This window comes from Streptomyces sp. NPDC048248, assembly GCF_043201875.1.
Classification (GTDB): Bacteria; Actinomycetota; Actinomycetes; order Streptomycetales; family Streptomycetaceae; genus Streptomyces.
This window is the reverse complement of the sequence record NZ_JBICZL010000009.1, coordinates 85,573-105,670: the sequence shown is the minus strand read 5'-3', so window position 1 is coordinate 105,670 and position 20,098 is coordinate 85,573. Positions and strand designations below refer to the sequence as shown.

General features: G+C 71.0%; 22 protein-coding genes, 1 pseudogene and 1 riboswitch. Of the genes and pseudogenes, 15 read left to right on the top strand and 8 right to left on the bottom strand.

The features are described from left to right. The first annotated feature begins 61 nt into the window (after window positions 1-61). Genes ACGFZW_RS20775 through ACGFZW_RS20755 form a run of 5 tightly spaced genes read left to right on the top strand, consistent with a single transcriptional unit; the run spans window position 62 to window position 5,950 of the window. Window positions 62-1,636, top strand: coding sequence for a GMC family oxidoreductase (locus ACGFZW_RS20775; RefSeq protein ID WP_393894627.1), 1,575 nt, complete (start codon window positions 62-64; stop codon window positions 1,634-1,636). Then, window positions 1,636-2,745, top strand: coding sequence for a glycine betaine/L-proline ABC transporter ATP-binding protein (locus tag ACGFZW_RS20770; protein WP_393894626.1), 1,110 nt, complete (start codon window positions 1,636-1,638; stop codon window positions 2,743-2,745). Before ACGFZW_RS20775 ends, ACGFZW_RS20770 begins: the two co-directional genes overlap by 1 nt. Next, window positions 2,745-2,909 carry a hypothetical protein gene (locus tag ACGFZW_RS20765; protein ID WP_393894625.1) on the top strand — a complete coding sequence of 55 codons (165 nt, stop codon included), beginning with the start codon at window positions 2,745-2,747 and terminating at the stop codon, window positions 2,907-2,909. Before ACGFZW_RS20770 ends, ACGFZW_RS20765 begins: the two co-directional genes overlap by 1 nt. Next, the gene (locus ACGFZW_RS20760) at window positions 2,906-4,960 is read left to right on the top strand and encodes an ABC transporter permease (protein WP_393894624.1); all 2,055 of its coding nucleotides are present in this window, start codon (window positions 2,906-2,908) and stop codon (window positions 4,958-4,960) included. The genes ACGFZW_RS20765 and ACGFZW_RS20760 overlap by 4 nt, the downstream gene beginning before the upstream one ends. A gap of 3 nt (window positions 4,961-4,963) precedes the next feature. Beyond that, window positions 4,964-5,950 (top strand): ABC transporter substrate-binding protein, encoded by a 987-nt coding sequence (locus ACGFZW_RS20755; RefSeq protein ID WP_393894623.1) that lies wholly within the window; start codon window positions 4,964-4,966, stop codon window positions 5,948-5,950. A gap of 134 nt (window positions 5,951-6,084) precedes the next feature. Here ACGFZW_RS20755 and ACGFZW_RS20750 read toward each other — a convergent pair whose 3' ends face one another. Continuing rightward, entirely contained in the window at window positions 6,085-6,666 is a 582-nt protein-coding gene (locus ACGFZW_RS20750) for a GNAT family N-acetyltransferase (protein WP_393894622.1), read from the bottom strand. A 182-nt stretch (window positions 6,667-6,848) separates the two neighbouring features. Here ACGFZW_RS20750 and ACGFZW_RS20745 point away from each other — a divergent pair, with 182 nt between their 5' ends. Beyond that, complete coding sequence (locus ACGFZW_RS20745) at window positions 6,849-8,033, top strand: trypsin-like serine peptidase (protein WP_393894621.1); 1,185 nt, start codon at window positions 6,849-6,851, stop codon at window positions 8,031-8,033. Between the two features lie 54 nt (window positions 8,034-8,087). Here ACGFZW_RS20745 and ACGFZW_RS20740 read toward each other — a convergent pair whose 3' ends face one another. From ACGFZW_RS20740 to ACGFZW_RS20730, 3 genes are read right to left on the bottom strand one after another with little or no spacing between them, the layout of a single operon-like run. Next, window positions 8,088-8,840 (bottom strand): isocitrate lyase/phosphoenolpyruvate mutase family protein, encoded by a 753-nt coding sequence (locus ACGFZW_RS20740; protein ID WP_393894620.1) that lies wholly within the window; start codon window positions 8,838-8,840, stop codon window positions 8,088-8,090. Further along, window positions 8,837-9,286 (bottom strand): carboxymuconolactone decarboxylase family protein, encoded by a 450-nt coding sequence (locus tag ACGFZW_RS20735; protein ID WP_393894902.1) that lies wholly within the window; start codon window positions 9,284-9,286, stop codon window positions 8,837-8,839. The genes ACGFZW_RS20740 and ACGFZW_RS20735 overlap by 4 nt, the downstream gene beginning before the upstream one ends. A 5-nt stretch (window positions 9,287-9,291) precedes the next feature. Continuing rightward, the gene (locus ACGFZW_RS20730; RefSeq protein WP_393894619.1) at window positions 9,292-9,762 is read right to left on the bottom strand and encodes a carboxymuconolactone decarboxylase family protein; all 471 of its coding nucleotides are present in this window, start codon (window positions 9,760-9,762) and stop codon (window positions 9,292-9,294) included. A 47-nt stretch (window positions 9,763-9,809) separates the two neighbouring features. On the opposite strand from ACGFZW_RS20730, the gene ACGFZW_RS20725 reads away from it, so the two are divergent. The 3 genes and pseudogenes from ACGFZW_RS20725 to ACGFZW_RS20715 all read left to right on the top strand — a co-directional run. Then, window positions 9,810-11,351: a PLP-dependent aminotransferase family protein gene (locus ACGFZW_RS20725; protein ID WP_393894618.1), complete on the top strand. Its 1,542-nt coding sequence runs from the start codon at window positions 9,810-9,812 to the stop codon at window positions 11,349-11,351. A 109-nt stretch (window positions 11,352-11,460) separates the two neighbouring features. Continuing rightward, entirely contained in the window at window positions 11,461-11,946 is a 486-nt protein-coding gene (locus ACGFZW_RS20720; protein WP_393894617.1) for a YfbM family protein, read from the top strand. Between the two features lie 17 nt (window positions 11,947-11,963). Next, window positions 11,964-12,146: pseudogene (locus tag ACGFZW_RS20715) on the top strand (short-chain dehydrogenase); the annotation flags it as partial. 26 nt (window positions 12,147-12,172) lie between these two features. Here the strand turns inward: ACGFZW_RS20715 and ACGFZW_RS20710 are convergent. After that, window positions 12,173-12,391 (bottom strand): winged helix-turn-helix domain-containing protein, encoded by a 219-nt coding sequence (locus ACGFZW_RS20710; protein ID WP_393894616.1) that lies wholly within the window; start codon window positions 12,389-12,391, stop codon window positions 12,173-12,175. A 40-nt stretch (window positions 12,392-12,431) separates the two neighbouring features. Next, window positions 12,432-12,722 carry a GntR family transcriptional regulator gene (locus ACGFZW_RS20705; RefSeq protein ID WP_393894615.1) on the bottom strand — a complete coding sequence of 97 codons (291 nt, stop codon included), beginning with the start codon at window positions 12,720-12,722 and terminating at the stop codon, window positions 12,432-12,434. 145 nt (window positions 12,723-12,867) lie between these two features. Between ACGFZW_RS20705 and ACGFZW_RS20700 the strand changes: the two genes are divergently transcribed. Continuing rightward, the gene (locus ACGFZW_RS20700; RefSeq protein WP_393894614.1) at window positions 12,868-13,086 is read left to right on the top strand and encodes a hypothetical protein; all 219 of its coding nucleotides are present in this window, start codon (window positions 12,868-12,870) and stop codon (window positions 13,084-13,086) included. Continuing rightward, a complete protein-coding gene (locus ACGFZW_RS20695) occupies window positions 13,083-13,418 on the top strand; it encodes a hypothetical protein (protein WP_393894613.1) in 336 nt (111 codons plus the stop codon). The genes ACGFZW_RS20700 and ACGFZW_RS20695 overlap by 4 nt, the downstream gene beginning before the upstream one ends. Here ACGFZW_RS20695 and ACGFZW_RS20690 read toward each other — a convergent pair. Next, the gene (locus ACGFZW_RS20690; RefSeq protein ID WP_393894612.1) at window positions 13,370-13,906 is read right to left on the bottom strand and encodes a GNAT family N-acetyltransferase; all 537 of its coding nucleotides are present in this window, start codon (window positions 13,904-13,906) and stop codon (window positions 13,370-13,372) included. The genes ACGFZW_RS20695 and ACGFZW_RS20690 overlap by 49 nt on opposite strands. Before the next feature lie 270 nt (window positions 13,907-14,176). On the opposite strand from ACGFZW_RS20690, the gene ACGFZW_RS20685 reads away from it, so the two are divergent. Both ACGFZW_RS20685 and ACGFZW_RS20680 read left to right on the top strand, forming a co-directional pair. Beyond that, complete coding sequence (locus tag ACGFZW_RS20685; RefSeq protein WP_393894611.1) at window positions 14,177-14,584, top strand: hypothetical protein; 408 nt, start codon at window positions 14,177-14,179, stop codon at window positions 14,582-14,584. A gap of 16 nt (window positions 14,585-14,600) precedes the next feature. Continuing rightward, window positions 14,601-15,791: a glutathionylspermidine synthase family protein gene (locus ACGFZW_RS20680; protein ID WP_393894610.1), complete on the top strand. Its 1,191-nt coding sequence runs from the start codon at window positions 14,601-14,603 to the stop codon at window positions 15,789-15,791. A gap of 174 nt (window positions 15,792-15,965) precedes the next feature. Here the strand turns inward: ACGFZW_RS20680 and rocD are convergent, their stop codons facing one another. Then, on the bottom strand, window positions 15,966-17,171 hold the full coding sequence (rocD, locus tag ACGFZW_RS20675) for an ornithine--oxo-acid transaminase (RefSeq protein ID WP_393894609.1): 1,206 nt from the start codon (window positions 17,169-17,171) through the stop codon (window positions 15,966-15,968). Window positions 17,172-17,310: 139 nt separating this feature from the next. Continuing rightward, window positions 17,311-17,401: riboswitch (ZMP/ZTP riboswitch) on the top strand. A gap of 38 nt (window positions 17,402-17,439) precedes the next feature. Here rocD and glyA point away from each other — a divergent pair. Further along, window positions 17,440-18,741, top strand: a complete 1,302-nt coding sequence (glyA, locus tag ACGFZW_RS20670; protein ID WP_393894608.1) for a serine hydroxymethyltransferase — start codon at window positions 17,440-17,442, stop codon at window positions 18,739-18,741. A gap of 168 nt (window positions 18,742-18,909) precedes the next feature. After that, window positions 18,910-19,920 carry a tryptophan--tRNA ligase gene (trpS, locus tag ACGFZW_RS20665; protein WP_393894901.1) on the top strand — a complete coding sequence of 337 codons (1,011 nt, stop codon included), beginning with the start codon at window positions 18,910-18,912 and terminating at the stop codon, window positions 19,918-19,920. Window positions 19,921-20,098: the final 178 nt, after the last annotated feature.

Genomic DNA, 20,098 nt, shown 5'->3' with positions numbered 1-20,098 from the left:
CGCCACCCGCGGCAGGCAGTACCGCAGCCGCTCACGCACTGTGCAAAAGGAGCACCACCCCATGCCCCCCTCTGCTTCCCCCTCGCCCTCCCGCACCGTCCGGGCCGACTACGTCGTGGTCGGCGGCGGCACCGCCGGCTCCGTGATCGCCTCCCGGCTCACCGAGGACCCGAACGTCAGCGTCGTCGTCATCGAGGGCGGCCCCAGCGACATCGACCGTGACGACGTGCTGACGCTGCGCCGCTGGCTCGGCCTCCTCGGCGGCGAGCTGGACTACGAGTACACGACCACCGAGCAGCCGCGCGGCAACTCGAACATCCTGCACAGCCGCGCCAAGGTCCTCGGCGGGTGCTCCTCGCACAACACCCTGATCGCCTTCAAGCCGCTGCCCTCGGACTGGGACGAGTGGGAAGAGGCGGGCGCGGCCGGCTGGAACGCCAACACGATGGACCCGTACTTCGGCAAGCTGCGCAACAACATCGTGCGGGTGGCCGAGAAGGACCAGAACCAGATCGCCAGCGACTGGATCAAGGCCACCAAGACGGCCCTGGGCGTGCCCGAGATCATCGGCTTCAACGACAAGCCCTTCGAGGACGGCGTGGGCTTCCTCGACCTGGCCTACCACCCGGAGAACAACAAGCGCTCCTCGGCCTCCGTCGCCTACCTCCACCCCCACATGGAGGCCGGTGACCGCCCCAACCTCCAGCTGATGCTGGAGACCTGGGCCACCAAGTTGGAGCTGGAGGGCACCGCCGCCAAGGGCGTCCACGTCCGCACCAAGGACGGCGAGGACGTCTACGTCGAGGCCGCCCGTGAGGTGCTGGTCTGCGCCGGTGCGGTGGACACCCCGCGGCTGCTGATGCACTCCGGCATCGGTCCGAGGAAGGACCTCGAAGCGCTGGGCCTGCCCTGCGTGCTCGACCTGCCGGGCGTCGGCGAGAACCTGATGGACCACCCCGAGTCGGTCATCGTCTGGGAGACCAACGGGCCGATCCCGGAGAACTCCGCGATGGACTCCGACGCGGTGCTGTTCGTCAAGCGGGACCCGGAACACAAGGGCCCCGACCTGATGTTCCACTTCTACCAGATCCCCTACACCGACCACCCCGAGCGGCTGGGCTACGAACGCCCCGAGCACGGTGTGTCGATGACCCCGAACATCCCCAAGTCCCGCGCCCGCGGCCGTCTCTACCTCACCTCGCCCGACCCCGAGGTCAAGCCCGCGCTGGACTTCAAGTACTTCGAGGACGAGGGCGACTACGACGGGCAGACCCTGGTCGACGGCGTCAAGCTGGCCCGGGAGATCGCCAAGGCCGAGCCCTTCGCCAAGTGGCTCAAGCGCGAGGTCTTCCCCGGCCCCGAGGTCACCGACGACGAGGAGATCAGCGAGCTGGTGCGCAAGTGCGCGCACACCGTCTACCACCCGGCGGGCACCTGCAAGATGGGCGCGCCCGACGACGAACTCGCCGTCGTCGACCCGGAGTTGAAGATCAGGGGGCTGCAGGGCATCCGCATCGCCGATGCCTCCGTCTTCCCCACTCTGCCCGCCGTGAACCCGATGCTCGGGGTCCTGATGGTGGGAGAGAAGTGCGCCGAACTGCTCGCCAAGCCCACTACGCAGGGAGGTGGTGCGTGATGACTACTGCCACCACCGACGCATTCGGCATATCCGAGCCCCGCAGCGCCGCGGCCGTCGAGGACGACCGGGACGTCATCTTCTCGGTACGCAACCTGTGGAAGGTCTTCGGCCCGAAGGCCGATCGCATCCCCGACGACGCGTCCCTCCAGGAGCTCTCCGCAGCCGAGGTGCGCGAGCGCACCGGCTGCACCCCGGCCGTGCGCGACGTCTCCTTCGACGTCCACAAGGGCGAGTCCTTCGTTGTCATGGGCCTGTCCGGCTCCGGCAAGTCCACGCTCGTACGCTGCCTGACCCGGCTCATCGAGCCGACCAGCGGCACGCTGGAAATGGACGGCGAGGACGTGCGCGGCATGGACAAGACCGCGCTGCGCGAGCTGCGCCGCAACCGCGCCTCCATGGTCTTCCAGCACTTCGGCCTGCTGCCGCACCGCACCGTCCTCGACAACGTCGCCTACGGCCTGGAGATCCAGGGCGTGGGCAAGGCCGAACGCCGCGCCAAGGCCCAGGAGATGGTCGACAAGGTCGGTCTCGACGGCCTGGAGCAGCGCCGCCCCGGACAGCTCTCCGGCGGTCAGCAGCAGCGCGTGGGGCTCGCTCGCGCGCTCGCCGTGGACCCCGAAGTCCTGCTCTTCGACGAGCCGTTCAGCGCGCTCGATCCGCTGATCCGGCGCGACATGCAGGAGGAGGTCGTCCGCCTGCACCGCGAGGAGGGCCGGACGATGGTCTTCATCACCCACGACCTCTCCGAGGCGCTGCTGCTGGGCGACCGCATCGCGCTGATGCGCGACGGCAAGGTCGTTCAGCTCGGCACTCCCGAGGAGATCGTCGGCTCCCCGGCCGACGAGTACGTCCGCGACTTCGTCCGCGATGTGCCGCGCGAGCAGGTCCTCACCGTCCGTCGCGCGATGCGCCCGGTCGAGGCGGGCGAGGCCGAGGAAGGCGCCGCGCTCTCCCCTGACACGCTGTGCGCCGACGCCATCGAGGCCGTCGCCCGCTCCGGCGGCGCCGCCCGCGTCGTCGAGGGCGGCCGCTGCATCGGCGTCGTGGACCACGCCTGCCTGCTGAACGTCGTCGCCCGCATCGAGCGCGAGGAGGTGGCGGCCTGATGTACGCCACCGCCCACGCCGCGCGCCGCCGCGAGACCCTCGCCCGCACGGTGCGCGCCGCCGCCGGGTCCCTGACCGCGGCCGCCAGCCGGCAGTGGCGCCAGGCCCAGCGGGCAGCAGCGATGAACGTGCCGGCCGGCACGGTGAAGCGGGGCCGCGCATGAGTGCCGCCACCACCGCACCGGCCCGGGAGAGAGCGGCCGATCCCGTCGCTCCCGGAGGGACCGGCGGACCCGGAGGTGCCGACGGCGCCACCGAGACCCCCAAGGACCCCAAGGCCACCCCGTTCCAGGCGCTCCTCCGCCACCGCGGCATCGGCAAGATCCTGCTCCTCGCCGTCGCCGCGGCGGTCCTCGTCCCGCTCGCCAGTGCCAAGTGGGGCAGCGGGACCTGGCCTGGGGCCCTGTCGGTCGACCTGAGCGAGCCGCTGGGCAAGGCCAGCGACTGGATCATCGACAACCGCGACAGCCACCCCCTGTTCCTGTACTTCTTCGGCCACATCAGCAACGCCGTGGTCATCTCCGTACGCGCCGTCTACGTGGTGCTCCTCACGCTCGGCTGGACCGGCGTGACGGCGGGCGTCACCCTCGTCGCCTGGCGCATCGCGGGGCTGCGCATCGCCTCCGTCGCCCTGCTGTCCTTCGTGCTCAGCGGCATGCTCGGCATGTGGGTGCCGACGATGCAGACGCTCGCGCTGATGGTCGTGGCGGTGCTCGCCTCGGCCGTCGTCGGCGCACTGCTCGGCCTCGTCGGCGGGCTGTCGGACCGGATGTTCCGCCTGCTGCGGCCGGTACTCGACACCATGCAGATCCTGCCGGCCTTCTCCTACCTGCTGCCCGTCGTGCTGATCTTCGGCCTCGGCGTGCCCGCCGCGCTGCTGACGACCGTCGTGTACGCGGCGCCGCCGATGGCCCGGCTCACCGCGCTCGGACTGCGCGGCGCCGACGCGGGCGTCCTGGAGGCCGTGTCCTCCCTGGGCGCGACCGGACGGCAGCGGCTGCTGACCGCCCGTCTCCCGCTGGCCCGCAAGGAGTTGCTGCTCGGCCTCAACCAGACGATCATGATGGCGCTCTCGATGGCCGTGGTCGCCTGCATGATCGGCGCCGGCGGCCTCGGTGACCGTGTCTACCAGGCGCTCGCCTCGGTCGACGTCGGTGCCGCGCTTGCCGCCGCCATCCCGATCGTGCTGTTGGCGATCGTCATGGACCGGGTCACCGCGGCCGCGGGCGAAAGGCTGGGCGCCGCCCCGGCCGACGGGCCGCGGCTGCTGCGCGGATGGCGCGTCTGGGCCGGCGTCGCCGTGGTCACCGCCGCCATCGCCCTCGTGGGCCGGCTCGCCGGTTCCATGGTCTGGCCGTCCGCCTGGGTCGTGGAGATCGCCCGCCCGGTCAACGACTTCAAGGAGTGGATGGTCAACCACCTCTACTCCGGAGTCCCGGTCGTCGGCGGCACCGCGGACTGGGCCGCGCACTTCACCTCCGGCGTCCTGGACCCGCTGCGCGACGGCCTGACGGCACTGCCCTGGTGGGGCGCGCTGCTGATCGTCGCCGCGCTGGCCTGGCTCATCGGCACCTGGCGCACGGCGCTGACCGCGGTGCTCGCGCTGGCGGCCATCGGCGTGCTGGGCGTGTGGAACCCCTCGATGAACACCCTCTCGCAGGTGATCGCCGCCCTCGCGGCGACGCTGATCCTCGGGTTCGGCATCGGCATCCTGGCCTCGGGCAGCGAGCGCTTCGAGAGGCTGCTGCGCCCTGTCCTGGACGTCATGCAGACCATGCCGCAGTTCGTCTATCTCATCCCGGTGGTCGCACTCTTCGCCGTGGGCCGCGCCCCGGCCGTGGCGGCAGCCGTCATCTACGCGCTGCCCGCGGTCATCCGCATCACCACCCAGGGCCTGCGCCAGGTCGACCCCGCGGCGATGGAGTCCGCCCGCTCGCTGGGCGCCACCCGCTGGCAGCTCCTGCGCCAGGTCCAGCTCCCGCTCGCCCGGCCTTCGATGCTGCTGGCCGTCAACCAGGGAGTGGTCCTCGTCCTCGCGGTCGTCATCATCGGCGGCCTGGTGGGCGGCGGCGCGCTCGGCTACGACGTCGTCACCGGCCTGGCAACCGGCGATCTGGCCCTCGGCCTGGTCGCGGGCGTGGCCATCGTCTGCCTCGGCCTGGTGCTCGACCGGGTCACGCAGCCGACGGAACGCCGCGCGCGGAAGGGAGCCTGAACCATGGCACGTACACGCAAGACAGTCATCGGCGCCTTGCTCGTCGCCGGCGCCCTGACGCTGTCCCTCAGCGGCTGCGGCGCTGCCGACATGACCAAGCAGGCCTCGCCGTACGCGGCCGTGGGCGGCGCCAAGTCCGTCACGCTGCCCACGGGGACCTGGGTCGGAGCGCAGGCCAACGTCGTCGTGGCGAAGTACATCCTCGAACACAAGCTCGGCTACCGCGTCGACACCGTGCAGGTGGACGAGCAGCCCGCCTGGGACGCGCTCAGCCAGGGCCGGGTGGACGCCATCCTGGAGGACTGGGGCCACCCCGAAGAGGAGCAGCGCTACGTCAAGGACAAGAAGACGGTCACGGCCGGCGGCGGCAACGGCGTCACCGGCCACATCGGCTGGTTCGTCCCCAAGTACTGGGCCGACAAGCACCCTGACGTGACCGACTGGAAGAACCTCGACAAGTACGCCGACGAGCTGCGCACCGCGGAGAGCGGCCGAAAGGGGCAACTCCTCGACGGCTCCCCGTCCTTCGTCACCAACGACAAGGCGCTGGTGAAGAACCTCGACCTGAACTACGAGGTCGTCTTCGCCGGCTCCGAGGCTGCGCAGATCACCCAGATCAAGCAGTTCGCCAAGAAGCGCAAGCCCTTCCTCACGTACTGGTACGAGCCGCAGTGGCTCTTCAACCAGGTGCCGATGGTGGAGGTCAAGCTCCCGAAGTACACCGACGCCTGCGGGGAGAAGGGCGCGAAGGATCCCAAGTCCATCGACTGCGAATACCCCACCGTGGCGCTGCAGAAGTACCTCAACACCGACTTCGCCAAGAGCGGTGGCAAGGCGTCCGAGTTCCTGAAGTCCTTCGAGTGGTCCAAGGACGACCAGAACGAGGTCTCCGAGATGATCGCCTCGGGCGGCCTGCCGCCCGACGAGGCGGCCAAGCGCTGGGTGGAGCGGCACCCGGACGTCTGGAAGTCCTGGCTGCACGAGAAGTAACCGCGAGAGCGGTCACGGGACGGGGGCCCGGTATGCCTTGGGCATACCGGGCCCGCGGCCGTCTCCACGAGCGCTTCCGGGGGCTTCTTCGGCGTCCTGGGGGGGGCGGCCGGATGGCCGACCCGTGGGCCCGGCTAAGGAGACGTCCACTCCTCGCGGGTCACCGCGTATTCCACATCGCCGTGCTCCGCGCCCTCGATGTGGTCGGGCCACTCCTCGAAGAAGGTGCGGACGTACCGCAGGCCCGTCTTCTCCATGACCCGCCGCGAGCGGGTGTTGACCGTCATCGTCGTCGCCGTCACCCGTTGCACGCCCGGCTCCGCGAAGGCCCTGGCGACCAGGGCACGGGCGCCTTCCGTCGCATAGCCGCGGCCCCACGCGGCGCGGCACAGCCGGTAGCCGAGCTCGGCCTCCTCGGGCCGTCCGGGGTGGGTGGGCAGCAGCGCGAACCAGCCGACGAACCGCCCGGTGGCGGCCTCCTCGGCGGCCCGTACACCGAGTGCGCCGACCGGCCCGCCGGGGCGGCCGGCGCCGTCGACGAAACGCGGCAGCGTGTGCGCGAGCACCTCGTCGCGGGGCACCGGCCGCCCGGTCCCGATGAAGTGCATGACCTCGGGGTCACCGTGCAGCGCGGCCAGCGCGGCACCGTCGCGGGCGGTGAATCCGCGCAGCACCAGACGCGCGGTCCGCACCGCGACGTCGCGGTCCTCCAGCACCCGTCACCATCCCCGTCGCTGTCGTCGCTGCATCCCTGCCCGGGCCGCTGCGGTCCGGGCAACCCGGCCCGGGGCGGTCCCCGGCGCGGCGTGACGGCATAGTAGAGCGCAGCCCCGCCGGGGGCATGACATTCATCGGCGGTCGGCCGCGGGGCCGGCACGCATCAGGGGGAAGACGCAGCATGCCATCCATACGCCGCTCCACCGCCGCCGCCGCGGTGCTCGCCGCGCTGGTCGCGGTCACCGCCACCGCCTGCGGGCCCGAAGACAACACCGCGGCGGCGACCGGCGGTTCGGCCGCCGCCGAGCAGCAGGACAAGGGCGCAGGCAGTGGCAAGGACGGCGGCGGTCTGCTGCCGGAGGGGATGCCCACCAGCATCGGCGACCTGAAGAAGTGGCAGGACGGCGGCTGGAAGAACTGGGACCGTTGGGCCCGCAAGGCAACCGACTTCGCCAACCCGATCATCAAGGACCACTGGAAGACGGACCGGCTGGCGAAGGCCCAGGCCGCCCCCGACATCGGCGTACGGGCCACCGGCGCGGGCAGTGAATACGCCGCCACCGACCCCGAGCCGCGCCCGGTCGCCGCGGAGCAGGTCGGACGGCCGTACCACCGGAACATGGCCCCCGTCGGCAAGATCTTCTTCGACAGCCCGAAGGGGCCGATGGTCTGCTCCGGCACCATCGTCGAGGACCCGGCGAACCCGGGCAGGTCCAACCTGGTGTGGACCGCCGGACACTGCGTGCACTCCGGTAAGCAGGGCGGCTGGATGCGCAACATCGTCTTCGTGCCGTCCTACAACGACAACGGTCTGCCGATGAACCAGGTCGGCAGGGCTCCCGCCCAGGAGGTCACGCCCTACGGCCGGTTCTGGGCGGACTGGATCACCACTTCCGGTGAGTGGATGAACATGGGCAGCGCCGACTCCGGCAACGGCGGATCCGCCTACGACTTCGCGGTGCTGCACGTGAAGCCGGAGCGGGGCGGCGGCAAGTCGCTCCAGGAGACGGTGGGCGCCGCCGCGCAGGTCTGGTTCGGGGCTCCGACCGCCGATCGCATCAGCTCACTGGACGCCTTCGGCTACCCCGCTGCCGCGCCCTACGACGGCGCGCGCATGATGAACTGCCCCGCCCGTCCCGGCCGTCTGACCATGCAGCAGGGCACGCCAGCCATGCACCGCATCGGCTGCACGATGACCGGCGGCACCTCCGGCGGCGGCTGGTTCGTCACCCGCGGCGGCAAGCTGACGCTGGTGTCCAACAGCTCCATCAGTTCCAACGCGCACACTTGGCTGGCCGGCCCGTACCTGGGCACCGAGGCGCAGCGGGTCTTCAACGGCATCAGCCAGAAGTTCGCCAACCGGTGAACCACGGTCGCGGCGGGCCCGGTCCACATGCACCGGGCCCGGCGCACAGCAGCTCTAGTCCGCCTCCCGCAGCCGCTCCGCCATCTCCTTCACCGCCGCCATCGCCTGACGCTGCAGCCCCGGACCGAAGGTGATCCGGGACGCGCCCAAGGTGCCCAGCTCCTGGGGCGAGGGCCCGTCGGGTGTCCGCACCGCATTGACGGGAAGTCCGATGCCGGCGGCCAGTTCTGCCAGCAGCGGGGGCGGGGCGAGGATCGGATAGACGCAGTCGGCGCCGGCCTCGGCGTACAGCCGGCCGCGCAGAATCGCCTCCTCCGTGCCCTCGACGCCCTGCAGGAAGGTGTCGATCCGGGCGTTGATGACGAGGGCGTCGCCCGCCTCGGCGCGTACCTCCGCCAGCCAGTCGGCCTGTCGTCGCGGGTCGCGGAGGACGCCGGTGGCGTGGTCGCTGTCCTCCAGGTTGCAGCCGACGGCCCCCGCCTCGGCGAGCCGGGCCACCAACTCCTTGGCGGAGAGTCCGTATCCGGCCTCCACGTCCGCCGAGACGGGGAGGTCCGGCACGGCCCGGACGATGCGGGCGATGGCCGCGAACATCTCGTCCGGCGGCGTCCGGCCGTCCTCGTGGCCGAGGGATGCCGCGACGCCCGCGCTGGGAGTGGCAAGTGCCGGGAAGCCCGCGTCGGCGAAGACCTTGGCCGAGGCGGCGTCCCAGGGGCCGGGGAGGACCAGCGGCCGTTCCGGGCGGCGGTCGTGGTGCAGGGCGCGCAGCGCGGCGGCCGTTGGCGTCGCAGTGACCGGCGGTGTCATGGGAGCTCCCCGGGAGGCATGCGCAGTGTGGCGTTGATGCGGTTCCAGTTGTTGATGGCGACGATAACGGCGAGGAGGTGGGCGAGCTCGGACTCCGTGAAGTGCGCCGCGGCGTTTTCGTAGATCGCGTCGGGCACGAAGCCGTCGGTGAGGACGGTGACCGCCTCGGTCAGCGCCAGGGCCGCGCGCTCGCGCTCGGTGAAGTGGTCCGTCGCCTCCTCCCAGGCGTCCAGCAGCGCGATCCGCTCCGGCGTCTCGCCCGCCTCGCGGAGGTTCCTGGCGTGCATGTCGATGCAGAAGGCGCAGTGATTGAGCTGCGAGGCGCGCAGGACGACCAGTTCGCCCAGGCCCGGATCGCCCAGACCCTCCTTGGCGGCCATGGTCAGCTTCAGCTGCGCCTGGAAGACCTCTCGGGACAACGTCCCCGGCTTCATCCGCGGGGCCATCGCGCTCACACCCGCCCCGGGGCCATGCGCGTGGTCACGCCGAAGCGGTTCCAGGCGTTGATGGTGGTGATCAGGGCGATCAGCTGTGCCAGCTCGGCGTCCTCGAAGTGCGCGGCGGCGCGGTCGTAGACGGCGTCCGGGACGAAGCCGTCGGTCAGCAGGGTGATCGCCTCGGTGAGGGCGAGGGCGGCCTGTTCCCGGTCCGTGTAGAAGCCGGTCGCCTCCTCCCAGGCGTTGAGGAGGTAGATCCGCTCCTCGCTCTCGCCGGCCTTCCGTGCGTCCTTGATGTGCATGTCGATGCAGAACGCACAGTGGTTGACCTGCGACGCACGGATCTTGACCAGCTCGACGAGCACCGGGTCGAGCCCCTGCCGCGCGGCCGTGTCCAAGGCGGACATGGCCTTGAAGACCTCGGGCGCGAGCTTCGCCCAGTGCATCCGGGGCCCGTGTGCGTGCCGGGCTGTCTCAGTCGTCATGCCAATGACGCTACGACCTCAGTGGCGCAGCGGTATGGTCCACTTTCATGGACAATTCCTGGGCCACTTTCGGGCGGGACCTGCACCTGGACCTCAGCGGTCCGGGAGGTCTGCGGGCCGCCCTGATGCGCGCGCTGCGCGACGCCGTTCGGAGCGGGCGGCTGGCTCCCGGCAGCCGCCTGCCCTCCTCCCGCTCGCTCGCAGTCGACCTCGGCATCGCCCGGAACACCGTCGCCGACGCCTACGCCGAACTGGTCGCCGAGGGCTGGCTCAGTGCCCGCCAGGGCTCCGGCACGCGCGTCGCCTCGGGATATCTCCCGGACAGGGCCCGGGGGGTATCGCCGGGCGCGCGTGCCACCCCGGCCCCCCGCCGTGCCCCCGAGCGGGGCCGCCGGCCCGACCGACCGCGCTTCGACCTCACCCCCGGCACCCCCGACGTCTCCTCGTTCCCGCGTACCGCCTGGCTGGCCGCCGCCCGTCGCGCGCTGACCACGGCCCCCCACGACGTCTTCGGCTACGGCACCGCGGCCGGCCGCCCCGAACTGCGGACCGTCCTCGCCGACTACCTCGCCCGAGCCCGTGGCGTACGCGCCGACCCGGACCGCATCATCATCTGCGCCGGGTTCATGCAGGGGCTGGGGCTGATCAGCCGCGCCCTGCGTGGAGAGGACGGCGGCCCGCCCAATTGGCCGGGTGAGGGCAGGCGCCGCCCCTCGCACACCTTCCGGCACCCTCGCCGCCCCGGCGAGGACTGGCGTCAGGGCGATGGGCAACTGGCCGTGGAGTCCTATGGCCTCGGCTTCCACCGCAATGTCATCAACCGCGCGGGCCTGCGTACGATCCCCCTCCGGGTGGACGGACACGGCGCCTCCACAGCTGAGTTGGCGGCCCTCGACGACGTGCGCGCAGTGTTGCTCACCCCCGCCCACCAGTTCCCGACGGGCGTCCCGTTGCACCCGGACCGCCGCTCCGAAGCCGTCAACTGGGCGCGTACAAACGGTAGTTACGTTCTTGAGGACGACTACGACGGCGAGTTCCGCTACGACCGCCAGCCGGTCGGCGCCCTCCAGGGCCTCGGCCCCGACCACGTCGTCTACATGGGCACCGCCAGCAAGAGCCTCGCCCCCGGGCTGCGGCTGGCCTGGATGGTGCTGCCGGACCGCCTGGTCGACAAGGTGCTCGCCGTCAAGGAAACCGGCGAATGGCAGTCCGGATCGCTCGACCAGCTCACCCTCGCCGAGTTCCTCTCCTCCGGCGCGTACGACCGCCATCTGCGCGGGATGCGGCTGCGCTATCGCCGCCGCCGTGACCAGCTGGTGGCGGCCCTGACCGAACACGCCCCGCACGTCCGCATCTCCGGCATCGCGGCGGGCCTGCACGCCATCCTCGAACTCCCGCCGGGCACCGAACAGTCCATCCTCCAGACGGCCCGCCGGCAGGGTCTGGCCCTGCACGGTCTGTCCTTCTACACGGACCCGGCCGCCACCGCGGTCTCCCGCGACGCCCTGGTCGTGGGCTACGGGACCCCGCCGGACCATTCGTTCGCGAACGTGCTGGACGCGCTGGTGAGCGCCCTGCCCGCGCCATAGCACGGTTCATCGCCGGTGGGCGGTCCGTTGTCAGTCCCCCGTGGAACACTCGCCGTCGCCGGTCGATCGAACGGCCGAACAGGCAAGAGAACAAGGGGGATTGTTCTGCATGGGCGTGAGCATCGGGTTCATCAGCGCGACGACCGAGGAGCTGGACAGGGCCGAGAAGGAGCCGAGTTGGGCCGATGAATACGTCTACGAGCTGTACGACGGCGACGACCTCTCGATACCGGCTCGTCCCGACGGCGGCCCGGACAAGGCGTGGGCCGGCCTCCAGTTCCTGCTCGACGAGACGGACGTGCACCTCGACTTCCTGATGGACGGGTTCCCGATCCTGGATGACGGCACCCTGTTCGGCTGGTCCGCGGAGCAGGTCGAGAGCGTTGCACGGCAACTGCGGGCGACCCCGTGGGAGCGGCTGGCGGTCCACTACGACCCGGAGCGGATGACGAAGCAGGAGGTGTACCCCCTCACCTGGAGGTTCGACCCGGAGGGCGAGCTGGCGTGGCTGGAGCGCTCCTACGGGGAACTCGTCGCCTTCTTCGCCGAGGCGGCCAAGGGCGGGTACGGGGCCTTCATGAGCTTCAGCTTCTAGCGCGCGTCCGGGGGCGCGGACGGGCAGTCGGCGCCCTGGCCGGCGATCCCCGGGTGAGCCGGTGGAACGGGCGATCGCTGTCCAGCGGCCGGCTCGCGCAGGTCTACGGGTTCACCGACCGCGACGGCAGCCGACCGGACTCCTGGCGGTACGCGGTCGAGATCCAGGACGAGGGGGCCGACGCGACGGGGTATCGCTAGCCGGTGGCGGGCGTTGCGGGCCGAACTCAGAGGACGAATGTCCCCTTCGCCGGCAGGGTCGCTACGAGCCCGCGGCTCCGCAGCTCGGAAACGGCCCGCCGGACGGTTCCGATGCTCACGCCGTACAGCTCCGTCATGGCTCGTTCTCCGGGCAACGCGGCGCCACTCGGCAGCTTGCCCGAGGCGATTTCGGCGGCGATCCGGTCGGCAAGCTTCACGTATTCGTAGCGGGGCAGCTCTCCCATGCTCTGATCCTCGCGCATCGGGGCGCCCCACCGAGCAGCGCTACGCCTTACCGTCCCCGGCTTCACCTTGTTCGGTGCTCTGCGGGAGCGCGACGTAGGTGCCGCGCTGGGGCACCGTGAAAACAGCGCCTTCCTCCACGAGCACGGCGATGGCACGCCGCACGGTCGTGCGCGCGAGTCCGTATTGCTGCACCAGCTGAGTCTCGGACGCGATCGCCCGGCCGGGGCTCCAGTCGCCGCGCTGGATTCGCGCCCGAATGATCTCCACCAGCTGCCGGTAGGGCGTCAGGGGCGCGCCGTGATCAATTTCCGCATCCGGATCAATGGCCATGACTCGAATCTAAGTGTCCCGTTCGAAGTAGCTCATACAGATACCTATGGAGACGTAGAGATACAAGCAGCTACTAGGCGAGCGAAGGAACCCGGCGACGGCGGCAGCGGCCCCGTGGCACGGCCTGAGCTGATAGGAGCGCCAAGTGACAAGCCCGTTAGAGCTGCTGGCGAAACTGCTCTTCCCTCCGCGTGGGAAACACCGCGCCCGCCCCGCGCGGTCGACGCTGCCGAGTCGGCCGGTGCCCGCGCCGGCGCGCAGGGTGGTCGTTCGGACCCGGCGGCCCGTGGTCCAGGTATTCGACGGGGACGCGACCGCGACGGTCCGGCCCTACGTCCTGGCCGTGGAAGGGGCCGACCGGTGACCGGCCTTCGTCGTCTCCCGTGGGACGGCCCGGAGGGCAAGCCCGCCTACCTCTCCACGGACGGCGGTCACTGCCTGCTGTCCCGTCTTGCGGACGAGGTGGAACAGGAGCAGCTCGACACGGCTCGGACCGTCGTCCGACTCGCCCGCGACATGCTGGACGGTGCGAAGCCCGCGGCACCGGATGAAGTGCGGTCCGCCGCGGCCAGGCTGATCGAGTGCCTCACGGACACGCTGCGGGTGGCCGAAGCCCGGGGCGAGGCCGGTCCGGTGCGGCCGGACGATCACAGATCCCGTACGAAGGACACCCGGTCCAGCCCCGGCCCGTCGTAATCGCTGTGTACCGGGACGTCGTTGTCGAACCGGTCGCCCGGCTCCATCCGGAAGCCCATGCGGGTGTGGAACGCGATCGACGTGCGGTTCGCCGGGCTGGTGATGCTCCGGACCCGGCTGCGGCCGAGGTCGCGGGCCATGGCGAAATACCGGCGGTAGAGGCCACGGGCCCAGCCGTCCCCCCGGCCGTCCGGGGACACCGCGATGAAGTGGATGTACGCGGTTTCCGGATCGGACTGGGAGAGGAAGCCGATGAGGAACGCGTGCACGGAGCCGTCGGCGCGCTCGACGAGATAGCTGGTGCCGGCGAAGTGCTGGAGGTACAACCGCGGGAGCAGCAGCTGTCGTTGGAGCACACCGGCGGCGCCGCCCTGGCCACCCCACCAGTCGGCCAGGGCCGTCAGCAGACGCGGATGGTCCGAAACCGTGGGATGGCGCAGCGTCATCTCCCCGGGCAGTCGCTCCAGCACCGGCGTGCGCTCCGTCATGTCCTGGTCCTCCGGTCGGGGGTTGCGGGGCTGCTTCGGCGGAGCCGTACGAGGCACCGCGCAGCGAGCGTAAGCCTCGAAACTCCGCCTCTTCCAGGGGATTTGGCGAGGTCCTGGGGTTCCGCGGCCGGGGTGCAACCGTCCCAAGGGCAATGAAAAGGCACGCAGGCGGCGGAGTCGGAATCGTCCACGGCCCCTTGTCGGAGGCGCGCGGGTCCCCGTCTAGGCTGACCACCGCTCATACCAACTTCACGGGGGAAAGGCGAGAAAATGGCCGAGAAGGCACGCCGACGGCTGCGGTCGAGCACGGTGATTCTGGGCGGCATGGGTGCGTTGGCCGCCGCCCTGACGTCCTGCGGCTCCGAGCCCGACAAGCGCTGCGTGGACCGCAACAGCTACGACACGCTCAACGGCTACCGCATCGTCGACTCCAAGAAATGCTCCTCCGGCGGCAGCACGTCCGGCAGCAGCGGCGGCTCGTACGGCAAGGGCGGCAAGAGCGGTAAGAGCGGCGGGCTCGGGAAGCAGTCCGTCGACGGCCGCTGGTACTACGGGCCGGAGAACTCCGGTGGCCGGTACGCCGACGACGGCACGTTCAGCAAGAGCCAGGCCGTCGACCGGGGCGGCTTCGGCTGCTCGGGGTCGAGCAGCTCGCACCACGGCCGCATCGGCGGCTGAGCGGGCCACTCGGACAATGCGACGGCACACCATCGACCCCCGCCCCGACTGGCAGCAGACCGTGGAGGCGCAGGGCCTGATCTACCCGCTCACCCGGTTCCCCGACGACTCGCTCCGCCCTTACTGGGACGAGAGTGCGTACTACGAGTTCTCGCTGCCCGAGGTCGAGGCGCTGGAGGACGTCGTCGAGGAGCTGCACGGGATGTGCCTGGCCGCGGCCGCGCACATCGTGGAGCAAGGCCGCTTCGCCGACCTCGGTATCGACGACCCGCGGCTCGCCCGGCTGGTCGCCGAGTCCTGGCGCCGGCGCGAGGAACTGCCGTCCCTGTACGGCCGGTTCGACCTGCACTACGACGGCAGCGGCCCGGCCAGGATGCTGGAGTACAACGCCGATACGCCCACCTCGCTGGTCGAGGCCGCCAGCCCCCAGTGGTTCTGGATGGAGGAGCGGTTCCCCGGCGCCGACCAGTGGAACTCCCTGCACGAGCGGCTGGTGGCGGCGTGGAAGCGGCAGGCCCCGCTGCTGCCGCCGGGCGCGCCGCTGCACTTCGCGCACTCGTCCGGTGACGAGCTGGGCGAGGACCTGATGACCGTCGCCTACCTGGAGGAGACGGCGCAGCAGGCGGGTCTGGAGACCGTCGCGATCTCCATGGAGGACATCGGCTGGGACCGCCTCTCCGGCCGCTTCGTCGACCAGCGGCTGCGCTTCATGCGCGCCTGCTTCAAGCTGTATCCCTGGGAGTGGCTGGCCACCGACGGCTTCGGGCCGCAGGTCCTGGACACCCTCGACAACGGCGGCGGCACGGGCAGCACGCTCTGGATCGAGCCCGCCTGGAAGATGCTGCTCTCCAACAAGGCGCTGCTCGCCGTCCTGTGGGAGCTCTACCCCGGCCACCCGAATCTGCTGCCGGCCTATCTCGACGGGCCGCGCGAGCTGGCCCGTACCCGCGGCTACGCCACCAAACCGCTGCTCGGCCGTGAGGGCGCCGGTGTCACCCTGCACGAGCCGGGTGCGGAACCGGTCCTGCGCGGTCCCGACGACCCGTGCTGTTACCAAGAGTTGGCGCCGCTGCCGGACTTCGACGGCAACCGTGTGGTGCTCGGCGCGTGGGTTGTCGAGGACGAGGCGGCGGGGCTCGGCATCCGTGAGTCCTCGGGGCCGGTCACCGACGAGTACGCCCGCTTCCTGCCGCACGTGATCCTCTGAGCAGGCGGGGCGCCCGGGGCACCCGGGTCGGGGCGCGCACCTGAGACGGGCGCGCGCACCATCCGGCGGACGGTGCAACGAGCGGCCGGGGCTTCGGCCCGCCGACCGCCCGCTGCGCATTGCGCCCCCGCCGACTCCGGGCCGCTCTCGCGCCGCCCGGCACATCCTGCCGGGCTACGCCCCCAGCACCTCCCGCAGCTGCGTCAGCCCCCAGTCCAGATCCTCCTTGCTGATCACCAGCGGCGGCGCGATCCGGATCGTCGCGCCATGGGTGTCCTTGACCAGGACCCGGCGTGCCATCAGCTGCTCCGATACGGCCCGGCCGCTGCCGCGCGACGGATTGATGTCCACCCCGGCCCACAGGCCACGCCCGCGCACCGCGTCCACCGCGCCGCCACCCACCAGCAGACGCAGCTCACTGTGCAGATGATCTCCGAGCTCCGTGGCGCGCTGCTGGAATTCACCGGACCGCAGCATCGCGATGACCTCCAGGGCCACCGCGCAGGCGAGCGGGTTCCCGCCGAACGTCGAGCCGTGCTCGCCCGGCGCGTACACCCCCAGCACCGCACGGGAGGACACCACGGCCGAGACCGGCACCACCCCGCCGCCCAGGGCCTTGCCCAGCACGTACATGTCGGGCACCACGCCCTCGTGCTCGCAGGCGAACGTCCGCCCGGTGCGCCCGAGCCCGGACTGGATCTCGTCCGCGATGAACAGCACGTTCCGGCTGCGCGTCAGCTCCCGCACGCTCTGCAGATAGCCAGGCGGCGGCACCAGCACACCCGCCTCGCCCTGGATCGGCTCCAGCAGCACCGCGACGGTGTCCTCGTCCACCGCCGCCTCCAGGGCGGCCAGGTCGCCGTACGGGACGATCTCGAAGCCGGGGGTGTAGGGGCCGAAGTCGGCGCGGGCCTCGGCGTCCGTGGAGAACGAGACGATGGTCGTGGTCCGGCCGTGGAAATTGTTGTCCGCGACGACGATCTTCGCCCGGCCGTCCGGGACGCCCTTGACCTTGTAGCCCCACTTGCGTGCCGTCTTCACCGCCGTCTCGACGGCCTCCGCACCGGTGTTCATCGGCAGGACCATGTCCATCGCGCAGAGCTCGGCGAGCTGCGTGCAGAAGTCGGCGAACCGGTCGTGGTGGAAGGCCCGCGAGGTGAGCGTGACCCGCTCCAGCTGCGCCTTGGCGGCATCGAGCAGACGGCGGTTGCCGTGCCCGAAGTTGAGCGCGGAGTATCCGGCGAGCATGTCCAGATAGCGCCGGCCCTCCACATCCGTCATCCAGGCACCCTCGGCGGAGGCCACGACGACCGGAAGCGGGTGGTAGTTGTGCGCACTGTGGGCTTCGGCGGCGGCGATGCTGCGTTCCGTGGACGACACCGGTGACTCCGTTCCGTAGACCTTCCGGGAGGCGAGCAGTCTCGCGCCCCTATCCATTGTCGCGCGGGCGGTTTGCGAAGAAACCTTCCGGCGATGGCCGCTTTCCGCCCGGCCCGCATGCGGGTTGTCTAGACTCGGCGACGTACACCGCGACTGGCGCACGGGGAAGCGACCCCGAGGGAGCGGTGCGCGGACACCATCACGAGGTGCCGCCCGCCTGGGCACCCGGGACCGACCGGACCACCGATCGACTGCCCCGGAGGACGCCATGACGCTTCCCCTTTCCCCTTCCGCATCCGCTTCGCCTTTCGTCTCCCACCCCGCGCTGACCGCCGCCGACCCCGAACTGGCCGCGCTCGTCGGCGCGGAGGAGCGGCTCCAGGCCGACACCCTGCGGCTGATCCCCAGCGAGAACTACGTCTCCGCGGCCGTGCTGGAGGCCACCGGCACCGTCCTGCAGAACAAGTACAGCGAGGGGTACGCGGGCCGTCGCTACTACGAAGGCCAGCAGAACATCGACCGCGTCGAGACGCTGGCCGTCGAGCGCGCCAAGGCCGTCTTCGGCGTCGAGCACGCCAACGTCCAGCCCTACTCCGGCTCGCCCGCCAACCTCGCCGCCTATCTCGCCTTCGCCGACCCCGGCGACACCGTGCTGGGCATGTCGCTGCCGATGGGCGGCCACCTCACGCACGGCTGGGGCGTCTCGGCGACCGGCAAGTGGTTCCACGGCGTGCAGTACGGCGTCCGCGCCGACACCGCCCGCATCGACTTCGACGAGGTGCGCGACCTCGCCCGCAAGGAACGCCCGAAGATCATCTTCTGTGGCGGTACGGCCGTGCCGCGCACCATCGACTTCGCCGCCTTCGGTGACATCGCCCGCGAGGTCGACGCCGTCCTCGTCGCCGATATCGCGCACATCGCCGGGCTGATCGCCGGCGGCGCCCACCCCTCGCCCGTCCCGCACGCCGACGTCATCTCCACCACCACCCACAAGACGCTGCGCGGCCCCCGCGGCGCCATGCTGATGTCCCGCGCCACGCATGCCAAGGCCGTCGACAAGGCCGTCTTCCCCGGCCTCCAGGGCGGCCCGCACAACCACACCACCGCCGCCATCGCGGTCGCCCTGCACGAGGCCGCCGCACCCTCCTTCCGGGACTACGCGCACGCCGTCGTCGCCAACGCCAAGGCGCTCGCCGAGGCGCTGCTGGCCCGCGGCTTCGACCTGGTCTCCGGTGGTACGGACAACCACCTGGTGCTGATCGACCTCACGTCCAAGGACGTACCGGGCAAGGTCGCCGCGAAGGCGCTGGACCGGGCCGGCATCGTCGTGAACTACAACACCGTCCCCTTCGACCCCCGCAAGCCCTTCGACCCGTCCGGCATCCGGATCGGCACGCCCTCGCTGACGTCCCGGGGTCTGGGCACCGACCGCATGCCGCTGGTCGCGGAGTGGATCGACCGCGCGGTGACGGCGGCACACGCCGGTGACGAGGACGCCCTCGCCGTCATCCGGGGCGAGGTCACCGAGCTGATGACGAGCTACCCGGCACCGGGACTGCCGATCGCCTGACGTCGGGCGACGGGCCCGCCGGTCGCCCGGCGGGCCCACCCGAACGCCGGCTCCCGCCCGCTTCGCGGACCACGCGGCGGGGCCGCCCGGGGACCTGAGACAATCAGTGCCATGGCTCTCGATCGCCCACCCGTCGCCCACCACCACCCTCAGGGGAATGGCTCCGCCATGCAGCGTCGTCCGCGTGTCCTGTCCGGTATTCAGCCCACCGCCGGTTCCTTCCACCTCGGGAACTACCTCGGCGCGGTGCGCCAGTGGGTGGCCCTGCAGGAGTCCCACGACGCCTTCTACATGGTGGTCGACCTCCACGCGATCACCGTTCCGCAGGACCCCGCGGAGCTGCGTCGCAACACCCGGGTCGCCGCGGCCCAGCTGCTGGCCGCCGGCCTCGACCCGGAGCGGTGCACGCTCTTCGTCCAGAGCCATGTGCCCGAGCACGCACAGCTCGGCTGGGTCATGAACTGCGTGACCGGCTTCGGCGAGGCGTCGCGGATGACCCAGTTCAAGGACAAGTCGGCGAAGCAGGGCACGGACCGTACGACCGTCGGTCTGTTCACCTACCCCGTGCTGATGGTCGCCGACATCCTGCTCTACCAGGCCGACCAGGTCCCGGTCGGTGAGGACCAGCGCCAGCACCTGGAACTGACCCGCGATCTCGCGGACCGTTTCAACGGCCGCTACGGCGACACCTTCACCATCCCCAACCCGTACATCGTCAAGGAGACGGCGAAGATCTTCGATCTTCAGGACCCGTCGATCAAGATGAGCAAGTCGGCGTCCTCGCCCAAGGGCATCATCGACCTCCTCGACGAGCCGAAGGCCACCGCCAAGAAAATCAAGAGCGCCGTGACGGACACCGACACGGTGATCCGCTTCGAACGCGAGGCGAAGCCGGGAGTCAGCAACCTCCTGACGATCCTCTCCACGCTCACCGGCACGGCCGTCCCGGAGCTGGAGAGCGCGTACGAGGGCAAGGGATACGGCGCTCTCAAGACGGATCTGGCCGAGGTGATGGTCGATTTCGTCACACCTTTCCGGGACCGTACGCAGGAATATCTGGACGACCCCGAGACGCTGGACTCGATCCTGGCCAAGGGCGCGGAGAAGGCCCGCGCGGTGGCCGCCGAGACCCTCGCCACCACGTATGACCGGCTCGGATTGCTGCCGGCGAAGCACTGAAGCGGCGCCCCGCGAGGCAGGTTCCGACCGGCCTCGCGGGTGGCCGGGAGGCGCTCGTGTCGCGCGCGAGGGCCCGAGGTCCTGGTTATAACAGGACTGATGACGCTCCCCGCCCGGGGCGCGCACCCGGCACACTGATAGCGGCGCCCTTCAGCGCCGCAGAAACATCCGGAGGGAG

Coding starts and splice junctions, on each gene's coding strand:
- ACGFZW_RS20775 (WP_393894627.1), top strand. CDS start 62: ATGCCCCCCTCTGCTTCCCCCTCGCCCTCCCGCACCGTCCGGGCCGAC.
- ACGFZW_RS20770 (WP_393894626.1), top strand. CDS start 1,636: ATGACTACTGCCACCACCGACGCATTCGGCATATCCGAGCCCCGCAGC.
- ACGFZW_RS20765 (WP_393894625.1), top strand. CDS start 2,745: ATGTACGCCACCGCCCACGCCGCGCGCCGCCGCGAGACCCTCGCCCGC.
- ACGFZW_RS20760 (WP_393894624.1), top strand. CDS start 2,906: ATGAGTGCCGCCACCACCGCACCGGCCCGGGAGAGAGCGGCCGATCCC.
- ACGFZW_RS20755 (WP_393894623.1), top strand. CDS start 4,964: ATGGCACGTACACGCAAGACAGTCATCGGCGCCTTGCTCGTCGCCGGC.
- ACGFZW_RS20745 (WP_393894621.1), top strand. CDS start 6,849: ATGCCATCCATACGCCGCTCCACCGCCGCCGCCGCGGTGCTCGCCGCG.
- ACGFZW_RS20740 (WP_393894620.1), bottom strand. CDS start 8,840: ATGACACCGCCGGTCACTGCGACGCCAACGGCCGCCGCGCTGCGCGCC.
- ACGFZW_RS20735 (WP_393894902.1), bottom strand. CDS start 9,286: ATGGCCCCGCGGATGAAGCCGGGGACGTTGTCCCGAGAGGTCTTCCAG.
- ACGFZW_RS20730 (WP_393894619.1), bottom strand. CDS start 9,762: ATGACGACTGAGACAGCCCGGCACGCACACGGGCCCCGGATGCACTGG.
- ACGFZW_RS20725 (WP_393894618.1), top strand. CDS start 9,810: ATGGACAATTCCTGGGCCACTTTCGGGCGGGACCTGCACCTGGACCTC.
- ACGFZW_RS20720 (WP_393894617.1), top strand. CDS start 11,461: ATGGGCGTGAGCATCGGGTTCATCAGCGCGACGACCGAGGAGCTGGAC.
- ACGFZW_RS20710 (WP_393894616.1), bottom strand. CDS start 12,391: ATGGGAGAGCTGCCCCGCTACGAATACGTGAAGCTTGCCGACCGGATC.
- ACGFZW_RS20705 (WP_393894615.1), bottom strand. CDS start 12,722: ATGGCCATTGATCCGGATGCGGAAATTGATCACGGCGCGCCCCTGACG.
- ACGFZW_RS20690 (WP_393894612.1), bottom strand. CDS start 13,906: ATGACGGAGCGCACGCCGGTGCTGGAGCGACTGCCCGGGGAGATGACG.
- ACGFZW_RS20685 (WP_393894611.1), top strand. CDS start 14,177: ATGGCCGAGAAGGCACGCCGACGGCTGCGGTCGAGCACGGTGATTCTG.
- ACGFZW_RS20680 (WP_393894610.1), top strand. CDS start 14,601: ATGCGACGGCACACCATCGACCCCCGCCCCGACTGGCAGCAGACCGTG.
- glyA (WP_393894608.1), top strand. CDS start 17,440: ATGACGCTTCCCCTTTCCCCTTCCGCATCCGCTTCGCCTTTCGTCTCC.
- trpS (WP_393894901.1), top strand. CDS start 18,910: ATGCAGCGTCGTCCGCGTGTCCTGTCCGGTATTCAGCCCACCGCCGGT.